Below are 19,135 nucleotides of genomic sequence, written 5' to 3' on the forward strand. Positions count from 1 at the left end.
AACCCCCTCCACCCGGCGCGGCGACCAGGAGCGAGCGATGCAAGGCGACACCAAAGTCATCGAGTACCTCAATCGCGCGCTGACCAACGAGCTGACCGCGATCAACCAGTATTGGCTGCACTATCGCGTGCTCCACCACTGGGGCGTGACCAAACTCGCCGAATACGAGCGTCACGAATCGATCGACGAGATGAAGCACGCCGACACGTTGGCCGAGCGCATCCTGTTCCTCGACGGACTCCCCAACTTCCAGGCGCTGCACAAGCTCAAAGTCGGCGAGACGGTCGAGGAAATCCTCCGCGCCGACCTCGCATTGGAAATGGAGGCGATTCCGTTGCTCAAGGACGCGATCGCCCATGCCGAAAGCGTCCGCGACTACGTGAGCCGCGAGATCTTCGAACGCATCCTCGAAAGCGAGGAGGAACACGTCGATTTCCTCGAGACCCAGTTCGACATGATCGAACGGATGGGGCTGGCCAACTACGTGCAGTTGCAAAGCAAGCCCGCCGAAGCAGGTTAAGGCGCCGCGCTATTTGTCGTCGAACGGGTTCTTCGCGCTGCGCAGCGTCAGCCGCACCGGAACCGCCTCGAACCCCAGCTCGCGGCGGATGCCGTTCACCAAGTAGCGCTGGTAGCTCATCGGCAGTTGGTCGAGCCGGGTGCCGAACAGGATGAACCCCGGCGGACGGGTCTTGGCCTGGGTGATGTAGCGCAGCTTGATCCGGCGCCCCCCCGGCGCTGGCGGGGGATTGGCCTCCAGCGCGCGATCGAACCAGCGATTGAGCTGGCCGGTCGTGACCCGCTTCGACCACGCATCGCGCAGTGTGAAGGCGGCGCGGATCAGATCGTCGAGACCCTTGCCGGTCACCGCCGAAACGCTGAGCACGGGCAGCCCCTTGACCTGCGCCAAACCCTCGTCGAGCGCGAAGCGGATCCCGTTGAACAGCCCGCTGGGGTCCTCGGCGATGTCCCACTTGTTGATCGCGACGATCAGCGCGCGGCCCTCTTCGAGCACCAGGCTGGCGATCTTAAGGTCCTGGTGCTCCAGCCCGCGGGTGGCATCGAGCAGCAGCACCACCACTTCGGCGAAATCGACCGCGTGGCGCGCGTCGGCGACCGCCATCTTCTCCAGCTTGTCGGTGACTTGCGCCTTCTTGCGCATCCCCGCGGTATCGATCAGGCGGATGGGCCGCGCCTCACCACTCTTGGGATCGTTCCAGGTCCAGTCGACCGCGATCGAATCGCGGGTGATACCCGCCTCGGGCCCGACGAGCAGACGGTTTTCGCCCAGAATTCGGTTGATCAGCGTCGATTTACCCGCATTGGGTCGCCCGACGATCGCCAGCTTGAGCACCGACTGCGGATCGTATTCGCCGTCGTTGTCCTCCTCGGCCTCCTCCTTCTCGGCATTGCCGATCAGCGGCAGCAGCGCCTCGAACAGGTCGCCCAGCCCTTCGCCATGCTCGGCCGAGAATGGCACCGGATCGCCGAAACCCAGCGAAAAGGCCTCGTATAGCCCGTGATCGCCCGAGCGGCCCTCGGCCTTGTTGGCGACCAGCACCACCGGCACCGAGGACTGGCGCAAATAGCGGGCGATCTCCTCGTCGAGCGGGGTGAGCCCGGCGCGCGAATCGATCACGAACAGCGCGACGTCGGCGCCCACCAACGAGACCTCGGTCTGCGCGCGCATTCGCCCGGGCAGCGTCTCGGCGGCTTCGTCCTCCCAGCCCGCGGTATCGACGATGGTGAAGTCGATGCCGAGCAGGTGCGCCTCGCCATAGCGACGGTCGCGGGTCACTCCTGGCTGATCGTCGACCAGCGCTAGCTTTTTGCCGACCAGCCGGTTCCAGATCGTGGACTTGCCGACGTTGGGCCGGCCGATGATGATGACTTGCGGGCGCATGGTGCGGGGCCGTGGCCGCTGGCGGCGGGCATGGCAAGGCCTGTCACCGACCCCGGCGCTTTGGCGGCGCCGCGGATTAGGGCGATATTAACCCTCTCTGGCGATCTTGCCGGGCATGAGGGGTTGGACCGGACTTGCCGCCGCGATGCTCGCGTTGGGATGCGCGCCCGTCGCGCTGGCCTCGTCATCGGACGATTTTTCGATCCAGGGCGATGCCGCCAGCGATCTGCCTTACCTCCAGTGCGTCCCCTACGCGCGCCAGGTTTCGGGCATCAGGATATTCGGCGACGCGCACACCTGGTGGGATCAGGCGGCGGGCAAATACGCGCGAGGCAGCCGCCCCAAAGTCGGCGCGGTGATGAGCTTTCGCCCTTATGGCGCCATGCGCCTGGGCCATGTCGCCGCGGTCAGCCGGGTCATCGATTCGCGCACCGTGCTGCTGCGCCACGCCAACTGGAGCCTGATCGGCGGCCGCCGCGGCCAAATCGAGGACGATGTCCGCGCGGTGGACGTCTCGGACGCCAACGACTGGAGCGAGGTGCGCGTGTGGTTCGCGCCGATTCAGGCGCTCGGCACCACGCATTGGCCGCTCAACGGGTTCATCTATCCCGACAAGCCACAGGACCTGATGGAAGTCCCCCGCATGGTGCTGGCCTCGGCGGACGCCCGCCCGGCCCGCAAATCGCGTATCGGCAGCGATTTCCTTAGGGGCATCGCGCTGGACGACAAACCGCGCAAGGCGGCGGCGACCTCGCGCCCCGGCAAGCGTTCCGCAGATCCCATTGGCGAGATCATCGCGCGGGTGAGCTAGTCTCGCTTCGCCACCGGCGCGTCCTCGCCGAGATCCTTGTACCAAGCCTCGACCGGACCGCTCAGCTTCAGCGTCAAAGGCCGCCCCTTGCGGTCGAGCGTGCGCCCCGCCTGGACGCGGACCCAGCTTTCGGAGATCGAGTATTCCTCGATATTCGTGCGCTCGGTGCCCTTGAAGCGGATGCCGATTCCGCGCTCCAGCTTCTCTTGGTCGAAGTGCGGGCTCGCCGGGTCGATCGCCAGCCGGTCGGGCGGGACATCCGCGGCGGCGGGTGTGGTGGATTCGGGCGAGTTCTGGTCGGTCATGGGGCCGCGCCTTCGGGGGATGCGAGCCGCTTGTCAATTCGCAGGCGGTGCTTTAAGCGCCCGCCTTCGCGAACCGGGCCAGGCCCGGACGGCGGGCGCGTAGCTCAGCGGTAGAGCACACCCTTCACACGGGTGGGGTCACAGGTTCAATCCCTGTCGCGCCCACCAGCGGCGAACGCCTTCGCAAACTCTCCGCTGCGGATAGGCCCGGCCCGGACTGGCGGTCAGGCGATCGCCGCGTGGTCGAGATGAATGTCGTAGACGTCCGAATCGCCAAGATTCTTGAGATGCGCGACGCGCGGGGGATCGTAGGGATAGCTGTCCTTGGTCAGCTCCCAGATGTCCTTGCTGACCGTGATCCCGTCGGGAGCGGCGAGGCCCTGGAGGCGGGCGGCGACGTTGATCGTGTCGCCCCAGTAATCGTAGCTCAGCCGCATGTTGCCGATCACCCCGCCGATCATCTCGCCGGTGTTGATCCCGATGCGGACCTTGAGGTCGATCCCAAGCTGCTCGCCGACGCGGTGCGCCTCGCGGACCAGGAACACCGAGAAATCGACCGCCGCCTTTTCGGGTCGCGGCGGCTTGGTCAGCGCCCCCGAGACCGCCATGTAGCAATCGCCGATGGTCTTGACCTTCTCCATCCCGAACAGCGCGCAGCCATGGTCGGCGCGGGCGAAGAAGGCGTTGAGCATGTCGACCGTGCCCTTGCTGCCCAAGGCCTTCGAGATGCGGGTGAAGCCGACGATATCGGCGAAGACGATCGCCACGTGTTCGTGCGCATCGGAGACTTCCTCGTTGCGGCGCAGGCGTTCGGCGATTGGTGCGGGCAGCGCGCTTTCGAGCAGCGCGTCGGACTTGGCCTTTTCGGCGTCGAGATCGCGGGTCAGCTTGAACAGACGCCGCGCCTTATCGTCGATCGCCCAGTTCACGTAGAACAGCAGGGCTACGAAGGTGCCGTAGGAATTGAGCGTGTAGCCGATCTCGCTGGTGACCACGCCTTCGTAGCTCAGCAATCCCCAGATGTAGAAGAACGAAGCGACCACCAAGACGAGGTACGAGGCGACCGCGGCAGAGAACGCCAGGCAGCCCGCAGCCATCGCCAGCAGCAGCGAATAGCAGAACTGTCCGCTGAGCGGCCAGCCGTTCTGCCCGCTCTCGACCATCTGCATGTTGGTGACGAACATGCCCGGCTGGATCAGGATGAAGAAGATCACGTCGTTCCAGCCGCGGGTGACGTAGCCCGGGCGCCCGACCGCCCATGCATAGCCAAACAGCAGCGGAATGAAATACAGCTGCGCGTAGCCGACCTTTTCGAACGCGTCGCGGCCCAGGAACACGAAGCTCGACAGCACGAAGACGACGATCGCCACGCCGACGATCAGGCACATCGCGCGGGTGAACTTGGCCTGGCGGCTGCGCTGCTCGGTCAGATAGGCGAGCTCGTAAGCGGGATCGGGAAACCGCTGGATAAAGCGCCTGAAGAACCGGCCGACGATGTTGGTCACGAACGCCCCCAGCCAAGATCGAACCTGCGCGCCAGACAGACGATGGCTGGCGGTGAGTCAAGCACGCCGTGCGGGCGGCTCGCTTGCGCGAGCGCGGCCTCGGGGGCATAGGCCCGCGCCATGCACGACATCCGCCTGATCCGAGACGACCCCAAGGCTTTCGATGCCGCGCTGGCGCGGCGGGGTTTGGGAGCGCAGGCGGCGGCGGTGCTGGCGCTCGATACCGCCAAGCGCGCGGTGGCGACGCGATTGCAGGAAGGCCTCGCCCGCCGCAACGAAGCCTCCAAGGCCATCGGCGCGGCGATGGGCCAGGGCCGCAAGGAGGAAGCCGACGCGCTCAAGGAGGAAGTCGGCATCCTTAAGGTGTCGCTGCCCGCGCTTGAACAGGAAGAGCGTGAGCAGACGGCCGCGCTGCACGATGCATTGGCCGCGCTGCCCAACCGCCCTGCCGACGACGTGCCCGAGGGCGACGACGAAGCGGGCAATGTCGAGCAGAAGGCCTGGGGCGCCAGGCGCCAGTTCAACTACGCCCCGGCCAACCACGCCGATCTCGGCGCCGCGCTCGGGCTCGATTTCGAGACCGGCGCGCAGATCTCCGGCGCGCGGTTCACCTTCCTGCGCGGGCAGATGGCGCGGCTGCAGCGCGCGTTGGGGCAGTTCATGCTCGATCGCCAGACCGCCGCGGGCTTCACCGAATGCGCGCCGCCGCTGCTGGTGCGGAGCGACGCGATGTTCGGTACCGGGCAACTCCCCAAGTTCGCAGAGGATTCGTTCCGCACCGGCGACGACCACTGGCTGATCCCGACCAGCGAAGTCAGCCTGACCAACAGCGTGCGCGAACAAATCCTCGCCGACGGCGTGCTCCCGATCAAACTGACCGCGCTTACTCCGTGCTTTCGTTCCGAGGCCGGGTCTGCGGGCAAGGACACACGCGGCTACATCCGCCAGCACCAGTTCGAAAAGGTCGAACTGGTCACGATCTGCCGCCCCGAGGATTCTGCTGCCCAGCACGAGCGGATGACGCTCGCTGCCGAAGCAATCCTCGAGGCACTGGAACTGCCCTATCGGCGGATGCTGCTGTGCGCGGGCGACATGGGCTTTTCCGCGCGCAAGACATACGATCTGGAGGTCTGGCTGCCCGGGCAGGATGCCTATCGCGAGATTTCGAGCATCTCCAACTGCGGCGACTTTCAGGCACGGCGGATGAACACGCGGTATCGGCCCGAGGGCGGCCCAGATGGCAAGAAAGGGGGCACGGAGTTCGTCCACACCCTCAATGGCTCGGGCCTCGCGGTCGGGCGAACGCTGGTTGCCGTGCTGGAGAATTACCAGCAGGAGGATGGTTCGGTTCATCTGCCCGTAGTCTTGCATCCGTACATGGGTGGGGTGACCAAGCTAACGCCGGCTCTATGACCCGCCCTCTCCTTCCCCGTCGCCCTGAACTCGTTTCAGCGTCCATCTCGCGACTCAAACCGAAGAACGTTGGTGAACGAGGGATGCTGAAGCGAGTTCAGTATGACGACGGTTGGAGACGCTAGGGACCCATTGATGCGCATCCTCCTCACCAACGACGACGGCATCAACGCCGAAGGCCTCAAGGTCCTCGAACGGATCGCGCGCACGCTTTCGGACGATGTCTGGGTGGTCGCCCCGGCGGAGGAGAATTCGGGCGCGGGGCATTCGCTCACGCTGACCCGCCCGGTGCGGCTGTTCAAGCACGACGAGCGCCACTGGTCGGTCAGCGGCACGCCGACCGATGCGGTGACGATGGCGCTGCGCAAGGTGCTGCCCGCCCCGCCCGACCTGATCCTTTCAGGCGTCAACCGCGGGGCCAATCTCGGCGACGACGTCACGTACTCCGGCACGGTATCGGCCGCGTTCGAGGGCGCGTTGGCGGGCATTCGTTCGATCGCGCTGAGTCAGGTCTATGCCCGCGAGGGGATGGGAGACACCGTGCCGTTCGCGGTCGCCGAGGCCTGGGGCGAGCGGGTGCTGCGCCCGCTGCTGGGGGTGCCGTTCGCCGAGCGAACGCTTGTCAATGTCAACTTCCCCGCGATCGAGCCCGATGCGGTCCAGGGCATCCGCGTCGTCAAGCAGGGGTTCCACGATTACGCGCGCGGCAGCGTCGTCGAGGGGACCGATCCGCGCGGCTATCGCTATTACTGGTTCGGCCTCCACGGCATCGAGCACACACCCGGCCACGCCACCGACCTGGAGGCGATCGCCGACGGGTTCGTGGCGGTCACCCCGCTCCAGCTCGACCTGACCCACACCGGCTCGCTGCTCGCGCTGGGCGAACGGTACGCGCGGTGAGACTTGCCGCCGCCTTGTTGCTCGCTGCTGGACTGGCGGGCTGCGTGGGCAGCGAGCGCCCTGCGCAAATGAGCGAGCCGCGCGGCGGATATGTCGTGCGGCCGGGCGACACGCTGTCGTCGATCGCCGCGCGCAATGGCTTGATGATGAGCGTGTTGGCCCGCGCCAACCGCATCCCCCCGCCCTACCTGATCCGCGTGGGCCAGCGTCTGGCGATCCCTCGGGGCGGAAGCGAACCGGTGCGGCGGACGGAAAGCCGCCCGGTGGTCCAGCCGCTCCCGGCGCCGACGCCCGCCCCGGTGCCGACTTACGCGTATCGCCCACCTGCGCGCAGCCCCGCACCGATCGGCGCGCCGCGGCTGGTCTGGCCGACCGACGGCCCGGTCGCCGAAACCTTCGCCAGCGGCGCCGACCCGCGCGGCGTCGCCTTCGCCACGCTCAGCGGCGCGGCGGTGCGCGCGGCGGCGGGGGGATGGTGGTCTTCGCGGGCCCCGAGCCGCAGAAGTACGGCCAACTCGTGCTCGTCGACCACGGTGGCGGCTGGGTCACCGCCTATGGCCACCTCGCCAAGCTGGTGGTGCGCCAGGGCGAACGCGTCGCCAGCGGCGCGCGGCTGGGCTTCACCGGCGGGAGCGGCACCGACGCGCGACTGCACTTCGAATTGCGCCGCGACAACGAACCGCGCGATCCGCTACCGCTGCTGCCGCCACGGTTTTGAGGCGGCACCCTTTTGCCAAAACCCGTTCGTGCTGAGCTTGTCGAAGCACCGCTCTTTCTTCTAGCATCCCCGCGCAACCGCACGAAGAAAGAACGGCCCTTCGACAAGCTCAGGGCGAACGGTGTTGGGGGGGAGCGATAGCCTGAATGACCGACCTGATCCTCGTCCTCGATGCCGGGACCACCTCGACCCGGGCGATGGCGTTCGCCCGCGATGGCTCCATCCGCGCTGTCTCGCAGTGCGAGATCACCCAGCACTATCCCCAGCCCGGCTGGGTCGAGCATGACGCGCAGGAAATCTGGGAGGCGACGCTGCGCTGCGCGCGCGCGTGCATCACAGCGGCGGGCGGCGCGGCGCAATTCGCGGCCATCGGCATCACCAACCAGCGCGAGACCGTGGTGGCGTGGGACCGGACCAGCGGCGAGCCGCTCGCCCGCGCGATCGTCTGGCAGGATCGCCGCACCGCCGAGTTCTGCGATTCCCTGCGCACGGCCGGCCACGAGCCCGCGGTCCAGCACGCCACCGGGCTGCTGCTCGACCCCTATTTCTCCGCAACCAAGATGCGCTGGCTGCTCGACAACTCGGGCGAAGTCGCCGCGGCGGCGCGGACCGGGGTGCTCGCTTTCGGGACTGTCGAAAGCTGGCTGGTGTGGAAGCTGACCGGCGCAACGCACGTCTCCGATGCCTCCAACGCGAGCCGCACGTTGCTGCTGGCGTTGGATGGCCCGCAGTTCGATCCCGGCCTGTGCGACCTGTTCGGCGTGCCGCTCGCCGCGCTTCCCCAGGTGGTGGATTGCGCGGGCGAGTTCGGGACTACCCTGCCGGGGCTGTTCGACGCCCCCCTCGCCATCCGCGGACTCGCGGGCGACCAGCAGGCCGCGACCGTCGGCCAGGGCTGCAACGAACCGGGCGAGGTCAAGGCGACCTACGGCACGGGCGCGTTCGTCCTCGCCAACATGGGAGCCGTGCTCCCGCGATCGCGCCACCGCCTGCTCGGCACCGTTCTGACCCAGCTCGGCGGCCGGCGGACCTATGCGCTCGAGGGCTCGGTGTTCGTCGCCGGGAGCCTGGTCAAATGGCTGCGCGACAGTCTTGGCATTATCGCCAGCGCCTCGGAGACCGCAGCGCTCGCCGCCAGCGTCCCCGATACCGGCGGTGTGGTCCTGGTTCCGGCGCTGTCGGGCCTGGGCGCGCCGCATTGGCGGCCCGATGCGCGCGCGGCGCTGACCGGGATGAGCTTTGCGACCACCCGCGCCCACCTCGCCCGCGCCGCACTGGAAGCTACCGCCAACCAAACCCGCGATCTGATGGACGCCTTCGCCGCCGATGGCGCGCCTTGGGCCGCGTTGCGGATCGACGGCGGGATGAGCGCCAACGACTGGCTGGCGCAGGACCTGGCCAATATCCTCGGCATCGCGGTCGAGCGGCCCGAGATGGTCGAGACCACCGCGCTGGGCGCGGCGATGCTGGCGGCAGTGGCCAGCGGCTGGTTCGCCGATCTGGACGAGGCGGCCAAGAGCATGCGCGGGCCGGTGGTGAGTTTCACGCAGGCGATGGACGGGGCGGTCAAAAATGCACGGTTGGCCGCGTGGCGCGAGGCGGTGGCCAAGGTGTGATCGCACCGTTGCGTACGGTGTCTCGACGGGCGCTACCCGACCCGCGCCAGCCTCTCGCGCAAGCGTTCGATCGCGGTCGGTGCGCCCACAACCGCAGCGCCCCGCCGCCACGCGGCTTCCAGCCGCTCGATCCGCGCGAACAGGCGCTCGCTCATCTCCACCAGCCGGGCGGCATCCTCGGGCAGCAGCGCAAGATCGCCTGACGCCGATCGCGCGGGCAGGCGGCCGTGGCGGCGGAGCTGGAACTCGCTGATCTCGCCCGCGAAGAACGCGCGGTGGTTGAGCAGCCAGGCGAGGCAGTGCATCGTCCGGGTAGTGGCGCGCAGCCCCTCGCACGACAGCGCGACTCGCGCCGAGCAATCCTCGCCGATCGCGAAGTCGCCGCCGAAGCGGGTGCGCAGTTCGTCCGCCAGAACCAGCGCGTCGCCATAGAGCGCGTTCACGATCCGCTGGTTGATGTCTGCCGGAAGGGCCATTGCCGACACGTCTACGCCTCTTGCCGGTCCGCCGTCACGCGTCGCGCGGCTTGTTTCACCGGCGATGTGGCCCCTGTCCCAGCGCGGCACGAAACCGTAAGGGCGACCGGCGGAGAACCTATGCGATGATGTCGGGGATCAGATAATCCTCGAGCATCGATATCTGGTCCTTGAGCCTGAGCTTGCGCTTCTTCAGCCGCGCGATCTGGAGCTGGTCGCGCGCGCCGGCGGCGGTCAGCGCATCGATCGCCGCGTCCAGATCACCATGTTCGATACGCAGCATTTCCAGCCGCTTGCGCATCTCCTCTTCGCTCACCCGGACCGCCCTTCGTTGACACGCTCGGCGCCGTTCGTCCCGCGAAGGAATCCCCCGCCGCGTCCGCGCCTTTTTAACCCTTGCAAGCTACGACCAATGTGCTTGCATGACAATCGACGCGGGGGGCTTTGAGTCGGTCGCCGTCATTTGTGCGACCGCACATCGCCCACCGCGCCAGGACGGGTCCACCCGCCCCGGGCGTCGCATAACGCGGCTCCGCGGGGCTACGACGGAGGCGAACACCTATGGAAGCATCGCACATGAGCGCGCTGGTCGAAAAGCACGCCGGACTGGAACGCAAGATCCAGGAAGAAATGAACCGCCCCGCGCCCGACGATGCCCTCCTCCACGAATTGAAGAAGCGCAAGTTGCGCCTCAAGGACGCCATCACCCAACATTGATTCAGCCGGCCGGCCGGCCGGCTGCCGCTTCCCACCTTTCGGGCCTGGGCGCGGCTACGACCGGCTGGCCGCGTCACTGCGGCACGGTGCGGCGGGCACCGCGACGCGCGCGATCCCCCGTATGGAAACCGCGCCCCACTTCCGCTACGCCACCCCCATGCTTTCCGCCGCGGCCGCCGCCCGCTCGATCCTGACGCGCCTGCACGAGGTCATGGCCTCGCGGGCGCACGCCCAGGGCAAGCTCAACCGCGTGGTCGACGTGATCGCCGAGGCGATGAACAGCGAGGTCTGTTCGATCTACCTTCTGCGCGAAGGGATGCTCGAGCTGTTCGCCACCCACGGACTGTCGCAAAAGGCGGTCCACGTCACCCGGATGGCGATCGGCGAGGGGCTGGTCGGGACGATCGCCCAGAACACCGAGACGCTCAATCTCGCCGAAGCCACCGCGCACCCGGACTTCTCGTACCGTCCCGAAACCGGCGAGGAAAAGTTCCACAGCTTCGCGGGGGTGCCGATCGTGCGCCGCCAGCGTGCGGTGGGCGTGCTCGCGGTCCAGCACGCCGATCCGCGGCGCTACGAGGAAGTCGAGATCGAGGCGCTGCAGACCGTGGCGATGGTTCTGTCCGAGCTGATCGCCAACGCCGAACTGATCGACGAGGACGAGGCGCTGTCCGCGGCGATGGCGGCGACCGGCGAGGACCGGCTGACCGGGCTTGCGCTGGTCAAGGGGCTCGCCGCGGGCGGCGCGGTGTTTCACCAGCCGCGGATCACGATCGAGCATGTCGTCGCCGAGGATACCGAGGCCGAACGCCAGCGGGTCTATCTCGCTTTCGACAAGATGCGCGAGCAGATCGACCGGATGGCCAGCCAGGCCGAGTTTGGCGTCGGCGGCGAGCACGACGAGGTGCTCGAGACCTATCGCATGTTCGCCTACGACGAAGGCTGGAGCCGCCGGATCAACGAGGCGATCGACAGCGGGCTGACCGCCGAGGCCGCGATCGAACGGGTCCAGCAGCGCACCCGGATGCGGATGCGCCAGATTGACGATCCGTTGCTCGCCGACCGGATGCACGATCTGGAGGACCTGGCGAACCGCCTGCTGCGGACCGTGTCGGGCCAGGTCGGCACCGCGGCCAGCCAAGGCCTGCGCGGCGACGCGATCCTGATCGCGCGCAACCTGGGACCGGCCGAACTGCTCGAATACGATCGCCGCCGCCTGAAGGGCGTGATCCTCGAGGAGGGCTCGCTCACCGCGCACGTGGTGATCGTGGCGCGGGCGATGGGTATCCCGGTGTTGGGGCGCGTGCGCGGCATCCGCGGCAAAGTCCGCGAGGGCGACCAGATGCTGCTCGACGGCGATCAGGGCACAGTCATCCTGCGCCCGATCCCCGCGATGGTCGAGGCGTTCGAGGCGCGCTTCGCCAAGAGCCGCGAGCGCCAGGCCGGCTATGCCGCGATGCGCGAGCTCGAACCTGTGACCAAGGACGGCGAACGCGTCACGCTGATGATCAACGCCGGCCTGCGCGACGACATGGGGCTGCTCGCCGCGACCGGGGCCGACGGGGTCGGGCTGTTCCGCACCGAGTTCCAGTTCCTGGTTTCGGCCACGCTGCCTGCGCGCGAGCGCCAGACCCGCCTGTATCGCGACGTGCTCGACGCGGCGGGGGACAAGCCGGTGGTGTTCCGCACGGTCGACATCGGCGGCGACAAGGTGCTGCCCTATCTGCGGCACGACGATGGCGACGGCGAGGAGAACCCGGCGATGGGCTGGCGCGCGTTGCGCGTCGCGCTCGAACGAGAGGGCCTGATGAAGGCGCAGGCGCGTTCGCTGCTCGAGGCCGCCGGGGGCCGCACGCTCAACGTCATGTTCCCGATGGTGTCCGAACCGTGGGAGTTCGACGCGGCGCAGGCAGTGTTCAAGAGCCAGGTCGCCTGGCTCAAGCAGCAGCGCAAGCCGCTGCCCGAGGCGATCCGCTATGGCGCGATGCTCGAGGTGCCGGCGCTCGCCGAAGTGCTCGACGTGCTTGCGCCCAAGCTCTCGTTCCTGTCGATCGGGACCAACGATCTTACCCAGTTCCTGTTCGCCGCCGACCGCTCCAACCCCAAGCTGGCAGAACGCTATGACTGGCTGAGCCCGGCGATCCTGCGCTTCCTGGCGCGGGTGGTCCGCGACACCGGCCCCGGCGTGGGCGGACATCCGGTCGATCTAACCGTCTGCGGCGAGATGGGCGGGCGGCGGCTGGAGGCGCTGGCGCTGATCGGGCTGGGGATCAAGCGGCTGTCGATCACCCCCGCCGCGGTCGGCCCGATCAAGGCGCTGGTCCGATCGATCGACGCCGCTGAAATCCGCGCCGCGATGCTCGGATGGCTGGCCGAACCGCGCGCCGACATGCGCGTCGCGCTGCTCGAATGGGCCGCGGCGCGCAAGATCGAGGTCGATTGATCTCGTTTCGTCGGCTGGAAACGCCCTTCCTGCCGCAAAGCCGTTGACTCGGAACGACGAAATGCGCGTTTGGGTGCCAAGGGGTCGTCGAAAATTCAAGCGGGGCGTGGGGATCGGGTCGTGGCCGAAGCGGACGTAATGCCAATCGAGGCGACGGGAGAGGACCATCTTTCGTCGCGAGCCGGGGATAGATTGCGCGCAGCGCGCGAGCGGTTGGGGATCGACCGCGGCGAGCTATCGCTGAGAACCAAGATCAACGAACGTCATCTGGCCGCGGTCGAGGACAGCGACTTTTCGGCGCTGCCCGCGCGGATCTACGCCGTGGGCTTTGCCCGCAGCTATGCCGGGGCGGTCGGGCTGGACGGCGGGGTCATCGCCGCGCAGGTTCGCCGCGAGCTCAACGAGCAGGAAACCCCCGCTAACCAGCGCCCGGCCTACGACCTCGATCTCAAAGATCCCGCGAAAGTCCCCTCGTCACGGCTGGCGTGGCTCGCAGCCGGGCTCGGGCTGGTGCTGATCGTGGCCGGAGCGGTGTTCTGGCGCAGCTATTTCGTGCCCGCCGTCGATCTGCCCCCGGTGCGCGAGGACGTTGCCGCAAACGCTGTCGCCTCGCCCCAACTGACCCCGGCGGCGATGCTCAGCCCGACGGCGGAGAGCGCGGCCGGGCAGGTCACCCCGCTCGATCCGGCACCCGGCACCGGCGCCGACGCGGCGCCGGCCGGCCCGGCGGTCCAGTCGCGCCCCGCGGCGCGCAGCACGACGCCCGCCGCGGCGCGGGCGGCGCCGTCGCCCGGGCCCGAGCCGGTGCAACCGCCGGTAGCCGCGCAGACCCAGCCCGAACCGGTCCCGTCGAGCACGCCCTCTCCCTGAGCGGCGGCTTGGCCGACTGCGCCGGGTGACAGGCGCTCAAGGCATGGTTAAAGCAAATTCGGCACGGTTTGGAACGGCCATGAAAACGGGCCGGGCGGGAGAATAATGATCATGGCGACAGCGCGGCGGCGACTGTATTCGCGCATCTGCATTGCGCTGGCTTTGGCGGGGTGCGCTCTTTCCGCACCCGCCTCTGCGCAAAGCGACGCCGAGGTCCGCATCAAGAAGCTGGAGGCAGAAGTCCGCGCGCTCCAGCGCAAGGTCTTTCCTGGGTCCGACGGCAAGTATTTCGAGGCCGAGATCGCCCGCCCGGCGACGCCGGTCGCGGCTCCGGCCACGGTCACGACGGGTCCGGTCAACGACCTGATGGGGCGAATCGACGCGGTCGAAGGGGCGCTGGCGCGGATCACCGCGCAGAGCGAGGACAACGCCAACCGGATGGGCAAGCTCGAGGCGCGCCTGGCCGCGATCGAGGGCGGCAATGCGGCCCCCGTCGTCGCGCCCGCCGCGGCCACCACCTCGGCAGACCCGAAGCCGGCTTCGATCACCGGCTCGGTGGCCTCCAATGTGGCAGCGATGGCAGCGACCCCCGCCGCGAAGCCCAGCGCCGACCGCATCGCGGCGGTCGCCGCGATCGAACGGCCGGCCAGCGGCGACAAGGCAGAGGACGACTATCTCTACGGCTATCGCCTGTGGGAGGCGAAGTTCTATCCCGAAGCGGCGCAACAGTTGAAGGCGACGGTCGACAAATACCCCAAGGGCAAGCGTATCAGCTATGCCCGCAACCTGTTGGGCCGCGCCTATCTCGACGACGGCAAGCCCGGCACCGCGGCGCAGGTGTTCCTCCAGAACTACCAGGCCGACAAAGCGGGCGACCGCGCCGCCGACAGCCTGCTCTATCTGGGCGTGGCGATGACCCGGCTGAAGGAAACCAAACGCGCCTGCGTCGCACTGGCCGAGTTCGCCGACACTTATCCCGGCGAGGCGGCGGGGCGGTTGGCGAGCCAGTATGGCAGCGCCAAATCAGCGGTGAAGTGCAATTGATAGGGCGGACGATCTAGTCCCCCCGCGCCGCTCATCCCGAGCGAAGTCGAGGGATGTGGCGCAACGATGCAGGTTGCGCGCGATGTCTGGGCTACGCTCGACATCAGCGGGGTTGGGTTGAACGAGGAAAGCTACAGCGGCTTCGCCGCAAGCCTTGACGCGCTGATTGATTCCAAATCCCGCGTCGGCCTGGCCGTCTCCGGCGGCCCCGACAGTCTTGCGCTGCTGCTACTGGCCTGCGCGGGAGCCCCCGACCGCTTCGAGGTCGCCACCGTCGATCACGGCCTGCGCGCCGAGAGCGTTGCAGAAGCCGAAGCAGTCGGTGTGCTGTGCGAACGGTTCGCCGTTCCTCACGCCACCTTGCGCCCCGTCGTCGCAGCAACCGGCAACCTCCAGGCCAACGCCCGCGCCGCGCGTTATGACGCGCTGGGCGAGTGGGCGAAGGCGCGCGGGCTAGGGGCGATCGTCACCGCGCACCATGCCGACGATCAGGCCGAGACGCTGCTGATGCGGCTCAACCGCAGCGCCGGCGTGCGCGGACTGGCGGGGATGCGTGCGTGCGCGGAGGTGCCCGGCCACCCCGGCCTGCCGCTGCTTCGCCCTCTGCTCACCTGGCGCAAGGCCGCGCTCGAGGCAGTGGTCGCCGCGGCCGGGCTCGACCCGGCGCGCGATCCGTCGAATGCGGATCCGCGCTTCGAGCGCGCGCGCGTGCGATCCGAACTGGGCAATTCCGACTGGCTCGATTCCGCCGCTCTCGCCGCCAGCGCCGCTCACCTCGGCGAGGCCGACGATGCGCTTGCCTGGGCCGCGACGCGCGAATGGGATGAGCGTGTCGAGCGCCCCGGCGCGATCCTCGTCTATCGCCCCGCGGCCCCCCGCGCGGTGCGCTTGCGGGTGGTCGAGCGCATCGTGGCCGAGCTCGCCCACGAAGGCGCGCCGCGCGGAAGCGAGATCGCGCGCCTGGTGGACCGCCTCGACGCCGGCGAGACCGCGACCCTGGGCGGCGTGCGGGCTTCGTCCGCACGCGGAATCTGGCGCTTTTCCGGCGCCCCCGCACGTCGCCAATGACCAGACCATGCGCGGGGGCATCGCCGCGCCAAGCCGCTTCGGCCATTAAAGCGCTGTCCTACGTCCGGCCCGGCGTAGTATCGCTTCGCCGTGCGGCGCGATGCGACCTTTGCCCCCGGAATCGACGGACGCCAACGCGTCCCGCGCCCCGGATGACTTCGAAGGTCACAGGCGTGCGCCACACAATCGTTTTTAATCAATTCGTTAGACGAGAAAGTCTCAGAGTTTCGCCGACGCTTTCACGGTCCACGGGTCCGTTATATTGCCATTCACCGTCCCGCGCCTACATTGGCAGGCAAGCCCCCCCTCACGAAGAGCGCAATCGGACCATGAACGACGACCAGCCTCCCGGCGGCAACCCCTGGATCAAGAGCCTGATGGTGTGGGGCGGAATTTTCCTCGCCCTGCTGCTTGTGGTCTCGATGTTCGGCCCCAAGACCGATGCCGCGGCCAGCCAGATGCGCTATTCCGACTTCCGCGCCAAAGTCGCCGAGGGCTCGGTCAGCGAGGTTCAGATCGCGCCCGACCGGATCACCGGCACGCTGAAGAACAACACCCCGTTCTCGACCATCCCGATCGCGGGCGACAGCGGGCTGACCAAGCTGCTGGATGAAAACGGCGTGAAATACGCGGGCCGGGCCGAGGAGCAGCCCAACCTGCTGCTCTACATCCTGGTCCAGGCCCTGCCGTTCCTGTTGATTCTGGGCGTGGCGTTCTTCGCGATGCGCCAGGTCCAGAAGGGCGGCGGCGCGGGCGGGGCGATGGGCTTTGGCAAGTCCAAGGCCAAGCTGCTTACCGAAAAGCAGGGGCGGGTGACCTTCCAGGACGTCGCCGGGATCGACGAGGCGCGCGAGGAGCTGGAGGAAATCGTCGAGTTCCTGCGCGATCCCAACCGTTTCGCGAAATTGGGCGGGCAGATCCCCAAGGGTGCTCTGCTGGTCGGCTCGCCCGGCACCGGCAAGACCCTGCTCGCGCGCGCGATCGCGGGCGAGGCGGGCGTGCCGTTCTTCACGATTTCGGGCTCTGACTTCGTCGAGATGTTCGTCGGGGTCGGCGCATCCCGCGTGCGCGACATGTTCGAACAGGCCAAGAAGAACGCGCCGTGCATCGTTTTCATCGACGAGATCGACGCGGTCGGCCGCCATCGCGGCCACGGCCTGGGCAACTCCAACGACGAGCGCGAGCAGACGCTCAACCAGCTGCTGGTCGAAATGGACGGGTTCGAGGCCAACGAGGGCATCATCATCATCGCCGCCACGAACCGCCCCGACGTGCTCGATCCTGCGCTGCTCCGCCCCGGCCGGTTCGACCGCCAGGTCGTGGTGCCGATCCCCGACATCGAGGGCCGCGAAAAGATCCTTGCCGTCCACATGAAGAAGGTGCCGCTGGCCCCCGACGTCAATCCGCGCACGATCGCGCGCGGCACGCCAGGTTTTTCGGGCGCGGACCTCGCCAACCTGGTCAACGAAGCCGCCTTGCTCGCCGCGCGCCGCAACAAGCGGCTGGTCGCGATGCAGGAGTTCGAGGACGCGAAGGACAAGGTCATGATGGGCGCCGAACGGCGCAGCATGGTGATGACCGACGACGAGAAGAAGATGACCGCCTATCACGAGGCCGGCCACGCCATCGTCAGCGTGTTCGAACCCGCGAGCGATCCGATCCACAAGGCCACGATCATTCCGCGCGGCCGCGCCCTCGGCATGGTCATGCGCCTGCCCGAGCGCGACAGCTATTCCTATCATCGCGACAAGATGCACGCGAACCTGTCGGTCAGCATGGGCGGCCGCGTCGCCGAGGAGCTGATCTTCGGCCACGACAAGGTCAGCAGCGGCGCCTCGTCCGACATCCAGTACGCGACCAGCCTGGCGCGCAACATGGTCACCCAGTGGGGCATGTCGGACAAGCTGGGGCCGCTTCAGTACGAGCAGACCCAGGAAGGCTATCTCGGCTACGGCGGCAGCCAGCGGACGATGAATTCGGACGAGACCAACAAGGCGATCGACGCGGAGATCCGCGCGCTGGTCGAGGGGGCGCATGCCCGCGCCAGCGAGGTGCTCAAGGGCAACGAGGACAAGCTCCATCTGCTCGCGCAGGCGCTGCTCGAATACGAGACGCTCAGCGGCGACGAGATCAAGCAGTTGCTCGATGCCGGCAAGATCGACCGCCCCGATGCCCCGACGGGGCCGGTGCGACCCGTGACCACGGTTGGCTCGGCGATCCCCAAGGCCGGTCGCCGCTTCGGCGGCGCGGGCGAGGCGGCGCCGCAGGGGGCGTGATCAACTCAGCGTAAGGGCGACCAGCGCCAGCGCGAAAAGCAAGAGCGAGATCGCGGCGAACAGCGACAACGCCGTAGTCCGCGCGAGCGCCCCGCCGCGGGACGTCGCGTAAGTCTCGCGCAGCTGGCGGTACATGTGAAGCGGCACGTAGAGCAACAGCACGACGGGCAGCACGGGAACATCGTACGTCACCGCCAGGCTGATCGCGGCGATCTGCAAAAGCATGAAGCACAGCGAGTACGTCACGAATACCGTGTGATCGTAAAGCCCGAAGCGGCGGCTGAAGGGAAACAGCAGCCACACGAACGGGACGCTGAGCGGTATCAGCATCCAGCTGTATTTGTAAGCGCTCGATTGCAGCTTGTAGATCAGCAGGTCGGGATTGGCCTTGGCCTTCTTCCACAGCGCGTTGATCCGGTTGACGAGGTTTCCGTCGCTCGCGCCATCGGACACCGCCAGTTGATCGGGCAGCTTGCCCGCTCGCCCGGCTCGGATCGCGGCAAGCGCGCTACGATCGAACACCAGTTCGCTTTCCAGATCGCCGGTCGGCCGCCCCGCGGCGCGCGCGCGCGAGCCGGGCCTCGGTCGTCGCAAGCTCGCGGGCCGCGTCGGCCTCGGCCTGAACGCCGCCGGACTTGGCGGCGATCACGGCGGAGGGTTCGACGTGGATCGGTCCCACCGCCAGGTTGAACAGCGCGAAGGTGAGGAATACGACGAACAGGAACAGTGCGATCGGGCTGACATAGCTGGCGCGGCGGCCATCGATGTACTCGCGCGTGAGCAGCCCCGGTCGCCACACCAGCAACGGCAGCGTGCGCCAGATCTTGCCTTCGAAGTGGAACACGCCGTGGAGCAGATCGTGGAAGAACGCGGCCAGCGTCTTATGGACATGTGCAGCCTGGCCGCACGAGTGACAGTGGCTGCCGCAAAGGGTCGTCCCGCAGTTGAGGCACGCCGTCTCTTGCGTGTGCCCATCTGGCGCCTCGCCCGCAGCGGGCTCGACCGCCCGGGCGAGCAGCGCTCCCTCAGCAATATCGCCGACGATCTCGCTTCCGCTCATGCTCACCCCG

General features: G+C 68.0%; 20 protein-coding genes, 1 tRNA gene and 1 pseudogene. 14 read left to right on the forward strand and 8 right to left on the reverse strand.

The features are described from left to right. Positions 1 to 37 precede the first annotated feature (37 nt). Entirely contained in the window at positions 38 to 520 is a 483-nt protein-coding gene (bfr, locus tag GKE62_RS08075; RefSeq protein ID WP_154691806.1) for a bacterioferritin, read from the forward strand. A 9-nt stretch (positions 521 to 529) separates the two neighbouring features. Here the strand turns inward: bfr and der are convergent, their stop codons facing one another. Then, entirely contained in the window at positions 530 to 1,903 is a 1,374-nt protein-coding gene (gene der, locus GKE62_RS08080; protein ID WP_154691807.1) for a ribosome biogenesis GTPase Der, read from the reverse strand. A gap of 115 nt (positions 1,904 to 2,018) precedes the next feature. On the opposite strand from der, the gene GKE62_RS08085 reads away from it, so the two are divergent. Next, positions 2,019 to 2,714, forward strand: coding sequence for a CHAP domain-containing protein (locus GKE62_RS08085; RefSeq protein WP_230207006.1), 696 nt, complete (start codon positions 2,019 to 2,021; stop codon positions 2,712 to 2,714). On the opposite strand, the gene GKE62_RS08090 is transcribed toward GKE62_RS08085, so the two are convergent. Continuing rightward, positions 2,711 to 3,019 (reverse strand): DUF3297 family protein, encoded by a 309-nt coding sequence (locus GKE62_RS08090; RefSeq protein ID WP_154691808.1) that lies wholly within the window; start codon positions 3,017 to 3,019, stop codon positions 2,711 to 2,713. The two genes, GKE62_RS08085 and GKE62_RS08090, sit on opposite strands and share 4 nt — an antisense overlap. A gap of 93 nt (positions 3,020 to 3,112) precedes the next feature. Here GKE62_RS08090 and GKE62_RS08095 point away from each other — a divergent pair. Beyond that, positions 3,113 to 3,187 (forward strand) — tRNA-Val (locus tag GKE62_RS08095). Positions 3,188 to 3,243: 56 nt separating this feature from the next. Here GKE62_RS08095 and GKE62_RS08100 read toward each other — a convergent pair. Continuing rightward, positions 3,244 to 4,524, reverse strand: a complete 1,281-nt coding sequence (locus GKE62_RS08100) for an adenylate/guanylate cyclase domain-containing protein (protein WP_154691809.1) — start codon at positions 4,522 to 4,524, stop codon at positions 3,244 to 3,246. Between the two features lie 120 nt (positions 4,525 to 4,644). On the opposite strand from GKE62_RS08100, the gene serS reads away from it, so the two are divergent. From serS to GKE62_RS19715, 3 genes and pseudogenes are all read left to right on the forward strand, one after another. Continuing rightward, on the forward strand, positions 4,645 to 5,937 hold the full coding sequence (gene serS / locus GKE62_RS08105; RefSeq protein ID WP_154691810.1) for a serine--tRNA ligase: 1,293 nt from the start codon (positions 4,645 to 4,647) through the stop codon (positions 5,935 to 5,937). A 135-nt stretch (positions 5,938 to 6,072) separates the two neighbouring features. After that, positions 6,073 to 6,837, forward strand: a complete 765-nt coding sequence (gene surE, locus GKE62_RS08110) for a 5'/3'-nucleotidase SurE (protein WP_154691811.1) — start codon at positions 6,073 to 6,075, stop codon at positions 6,835 to 6,837. 68 nt (positions 6,838 to 6,905) lie between these two features. Next, positions 6,906 to 7,046: pseudogene (locus GKE62_RS19715) on the forward strand (LysM domain-containing protein); the annotation flags it as partial. 98 nt (positions 7,047 to 7,144) lie between these two features. Here GKE62_RS19715 and GKE62_RS18490 read toward each other — a convergent pair. After that, on the reverse strand, positions 7,145 to 7,351 hold the full coding sequence (locus tag GKE62_RS18490; RefSeq protein WP_195908731.1) for a hypothetical protein: 207 nt from the start codon (positions 7,349 to 7,351) through the stop codon (positions 7,145 to 7,147). 3 nt (positions 7,352 to 7,354) lie between these two features. Here GKE62_RS18490 and GKE62_RS08120 point away from each other — a divergent pair, with 3 nt between their 5' ends. Beyond that, positions 7,355 to 7,555, forward strand: a complete 201-nt coding sequence (locus GKE62_RS08120) for a peptidoglycan DD-metalloendopeptidase family protein (RefSeq protein ID WP_230207007.1) — start codon at positions 7,355 to 7,357, stop codon at positions 7,553 to 7,555. A 146-nt stretch (positions 7,556 to 7,701) separates the two neighbouring features. Further along, complete coding sequence (glpK, locus tag GKE62_RS08125) at positions 7,702 to 9,171, forward strand: glycerol kinase GlpK (protein ID WP_154691813.1); 1,470 nt, start codon at positions 7,702 to 7,704, stop codon at positions 9,169 to 9,171. Between the two features lie 32 nt (positions 9,172 to 9,203). On the opposite strand, the gene GKE62_RS08130 is transcribed toward glpK, so the two are convergent. Continuing rightward, positions 9,204 to 9,647: a DUF1465 family protein gene (locus tag GKE62_RS08130; RefSeq protein ID WP_154691814.1), complete on the reverse strand. Its 444-nt coding sequence runs from the start codon at positions 9,645 to 9,647 to the stop codon at positions 9,204 to 9,206. A gap of 118 nt (positions 9,648 to 9,765) precedes the next feature. Next, positions 9,766 to 9,963 carry a YdcH family protein gene (locus GKE62_RS08135; RefSeq protein WP_154691815.1) on the reverse strand — a complete coding sequence of 66 codons (198 nt, stop codon included), beginning with the start codon at positions 9,961 to 9,963 and terminating at the stop codon, positions 9,766 to 9,768. Positions 9,964 to 10,208: 245 nt separating this feature from the next. Here GKE62_RS08135 and GKE62_RS08140 point away from each other — a divergent pair, with 245 nt between their 5' ends. The 6 genes from GKE62_RS08140 (at position 10,209) to ftsH (ending at position 18,065) form a co-directional block, all read left to right on the forward strand. Next, the gene (locus GKE62_RS08140; RefSeq protein WP_154691816.1) at positions 10,209 to 10,364 is read left to right on the forward strand and encodes a YdcH family protein; all 156 of its coding nucleotides are present in this window, start codon (positions 10,209 to 10,211) and stop codon (positions 10,362 to 10,364) included. Between the two features lie 121 nt (positions 10,365 to 10,485). Next, positions 10,486 to 12,807, forward strand: coding sequence for a phosphoenolpyruvate--protein phosphotransferase (gene ptsP / locus GKE62_RS08145; RefSeq protein WP_230207008.1), 2,322 nt, complete (start codon positions 10,486 to 10,488; stop codon positions 12,805 to 12,807). 120 nt (positions 12,808 to 12,927) lie between these two features. Further along, positions 12,928 to 13,677, forward strand: a complete 750-nt coding sequence (locus tag GKE62_RS08150) for a helix-turn-helix transcriptional regulator (protein WP_154691817.1) — start codon at positions 12,928 to 12,930, stop codon at positions 13,675 to 13,677. A 105-nt stretch (positions 13,678 to 13,782) separates the two neighbouring features. Further along, positions 13,783 to 14,721 carry a tetratricopeptide repeat protein gene (locus GKE62_RS08155; RefSeq protein WP_230207009.1) on the forward strand — a complete coding sequence of 313 codons (939 nt, stop codon included), beginning with the start codon at positions 13,783 to 13,785 and terminating at the stop codon, positions 14,719 to 14,721. Positions 14,722 to 14,787: 66 nt separating this feature from the next. Then, positions 14,788 to 15,789: a tRNA lysidine(34) synthetase TilS gene (gene tilS, locus GKE62_RS08160; protein ID WP_154691818.1), complete on the forward strand. Its 1,002-nt coding sequence runs from the start codon at positions 14,788 to 14,790 to the stop codon at positions 15,787 to 15,789. 329 nt (positions 15,790 to 16,118) lie between these two features. Next, a complete protein-coding gene (gene ftsH / locus GKE62_RS08165) occupies positions 16,119 to 18,065 on the forward strand; it encodes an ATP-dependent zinc metalloprotease FtsH (protein ID WP_154691819.1) in 1,947 nt (648 codons plus the stop codon). On the opposite strand, the gene GKE62_RS19720 is transcribed toward ftsH, so the two are convergent. Both GKE62_RS19720 and GKE62_RS19725 read right to left on the reverse strand, forming a co-directional pair. Beyond that, the gene (locus GKE62_RS19720) at positions 18,066 to 18,587 is read right to left on the reverse strand and encodes a hypothetical protein (RefSeq protein ID WP_195908675.1); all 522 of its coding nucleotides are present in this window, start codon (positions 18,585 to 18,587) and stop codon (positions 18,066 to 18,068) included. Then, positions 18,574 to 19,125, reverse strand: coding sequence for a DUF3667 domain-containing protein (locus tag GKE62_RS19725; protein WP_195908676.1), 552 nt, complete (start codon positions 19,123 to 19,125; stop codon positions 18,574 to 18,576). Before GKE62_RS19725 ends, GKE62_RS19720 begins: the two co-directional genes overlap by 14 nt. Positions 19,126 to 19,135 lie beyond the last annotated feature (10 nt).

This window comes from Novosphingobium sp. Gsoil 351 (genome assembly GCF_009707465.1).
Lineage (GTDB): Bacteria > Pseudomonadota > Alphaproteobacteria > Sphingomonadales > Sphingomonadaceae > Novosphingobium.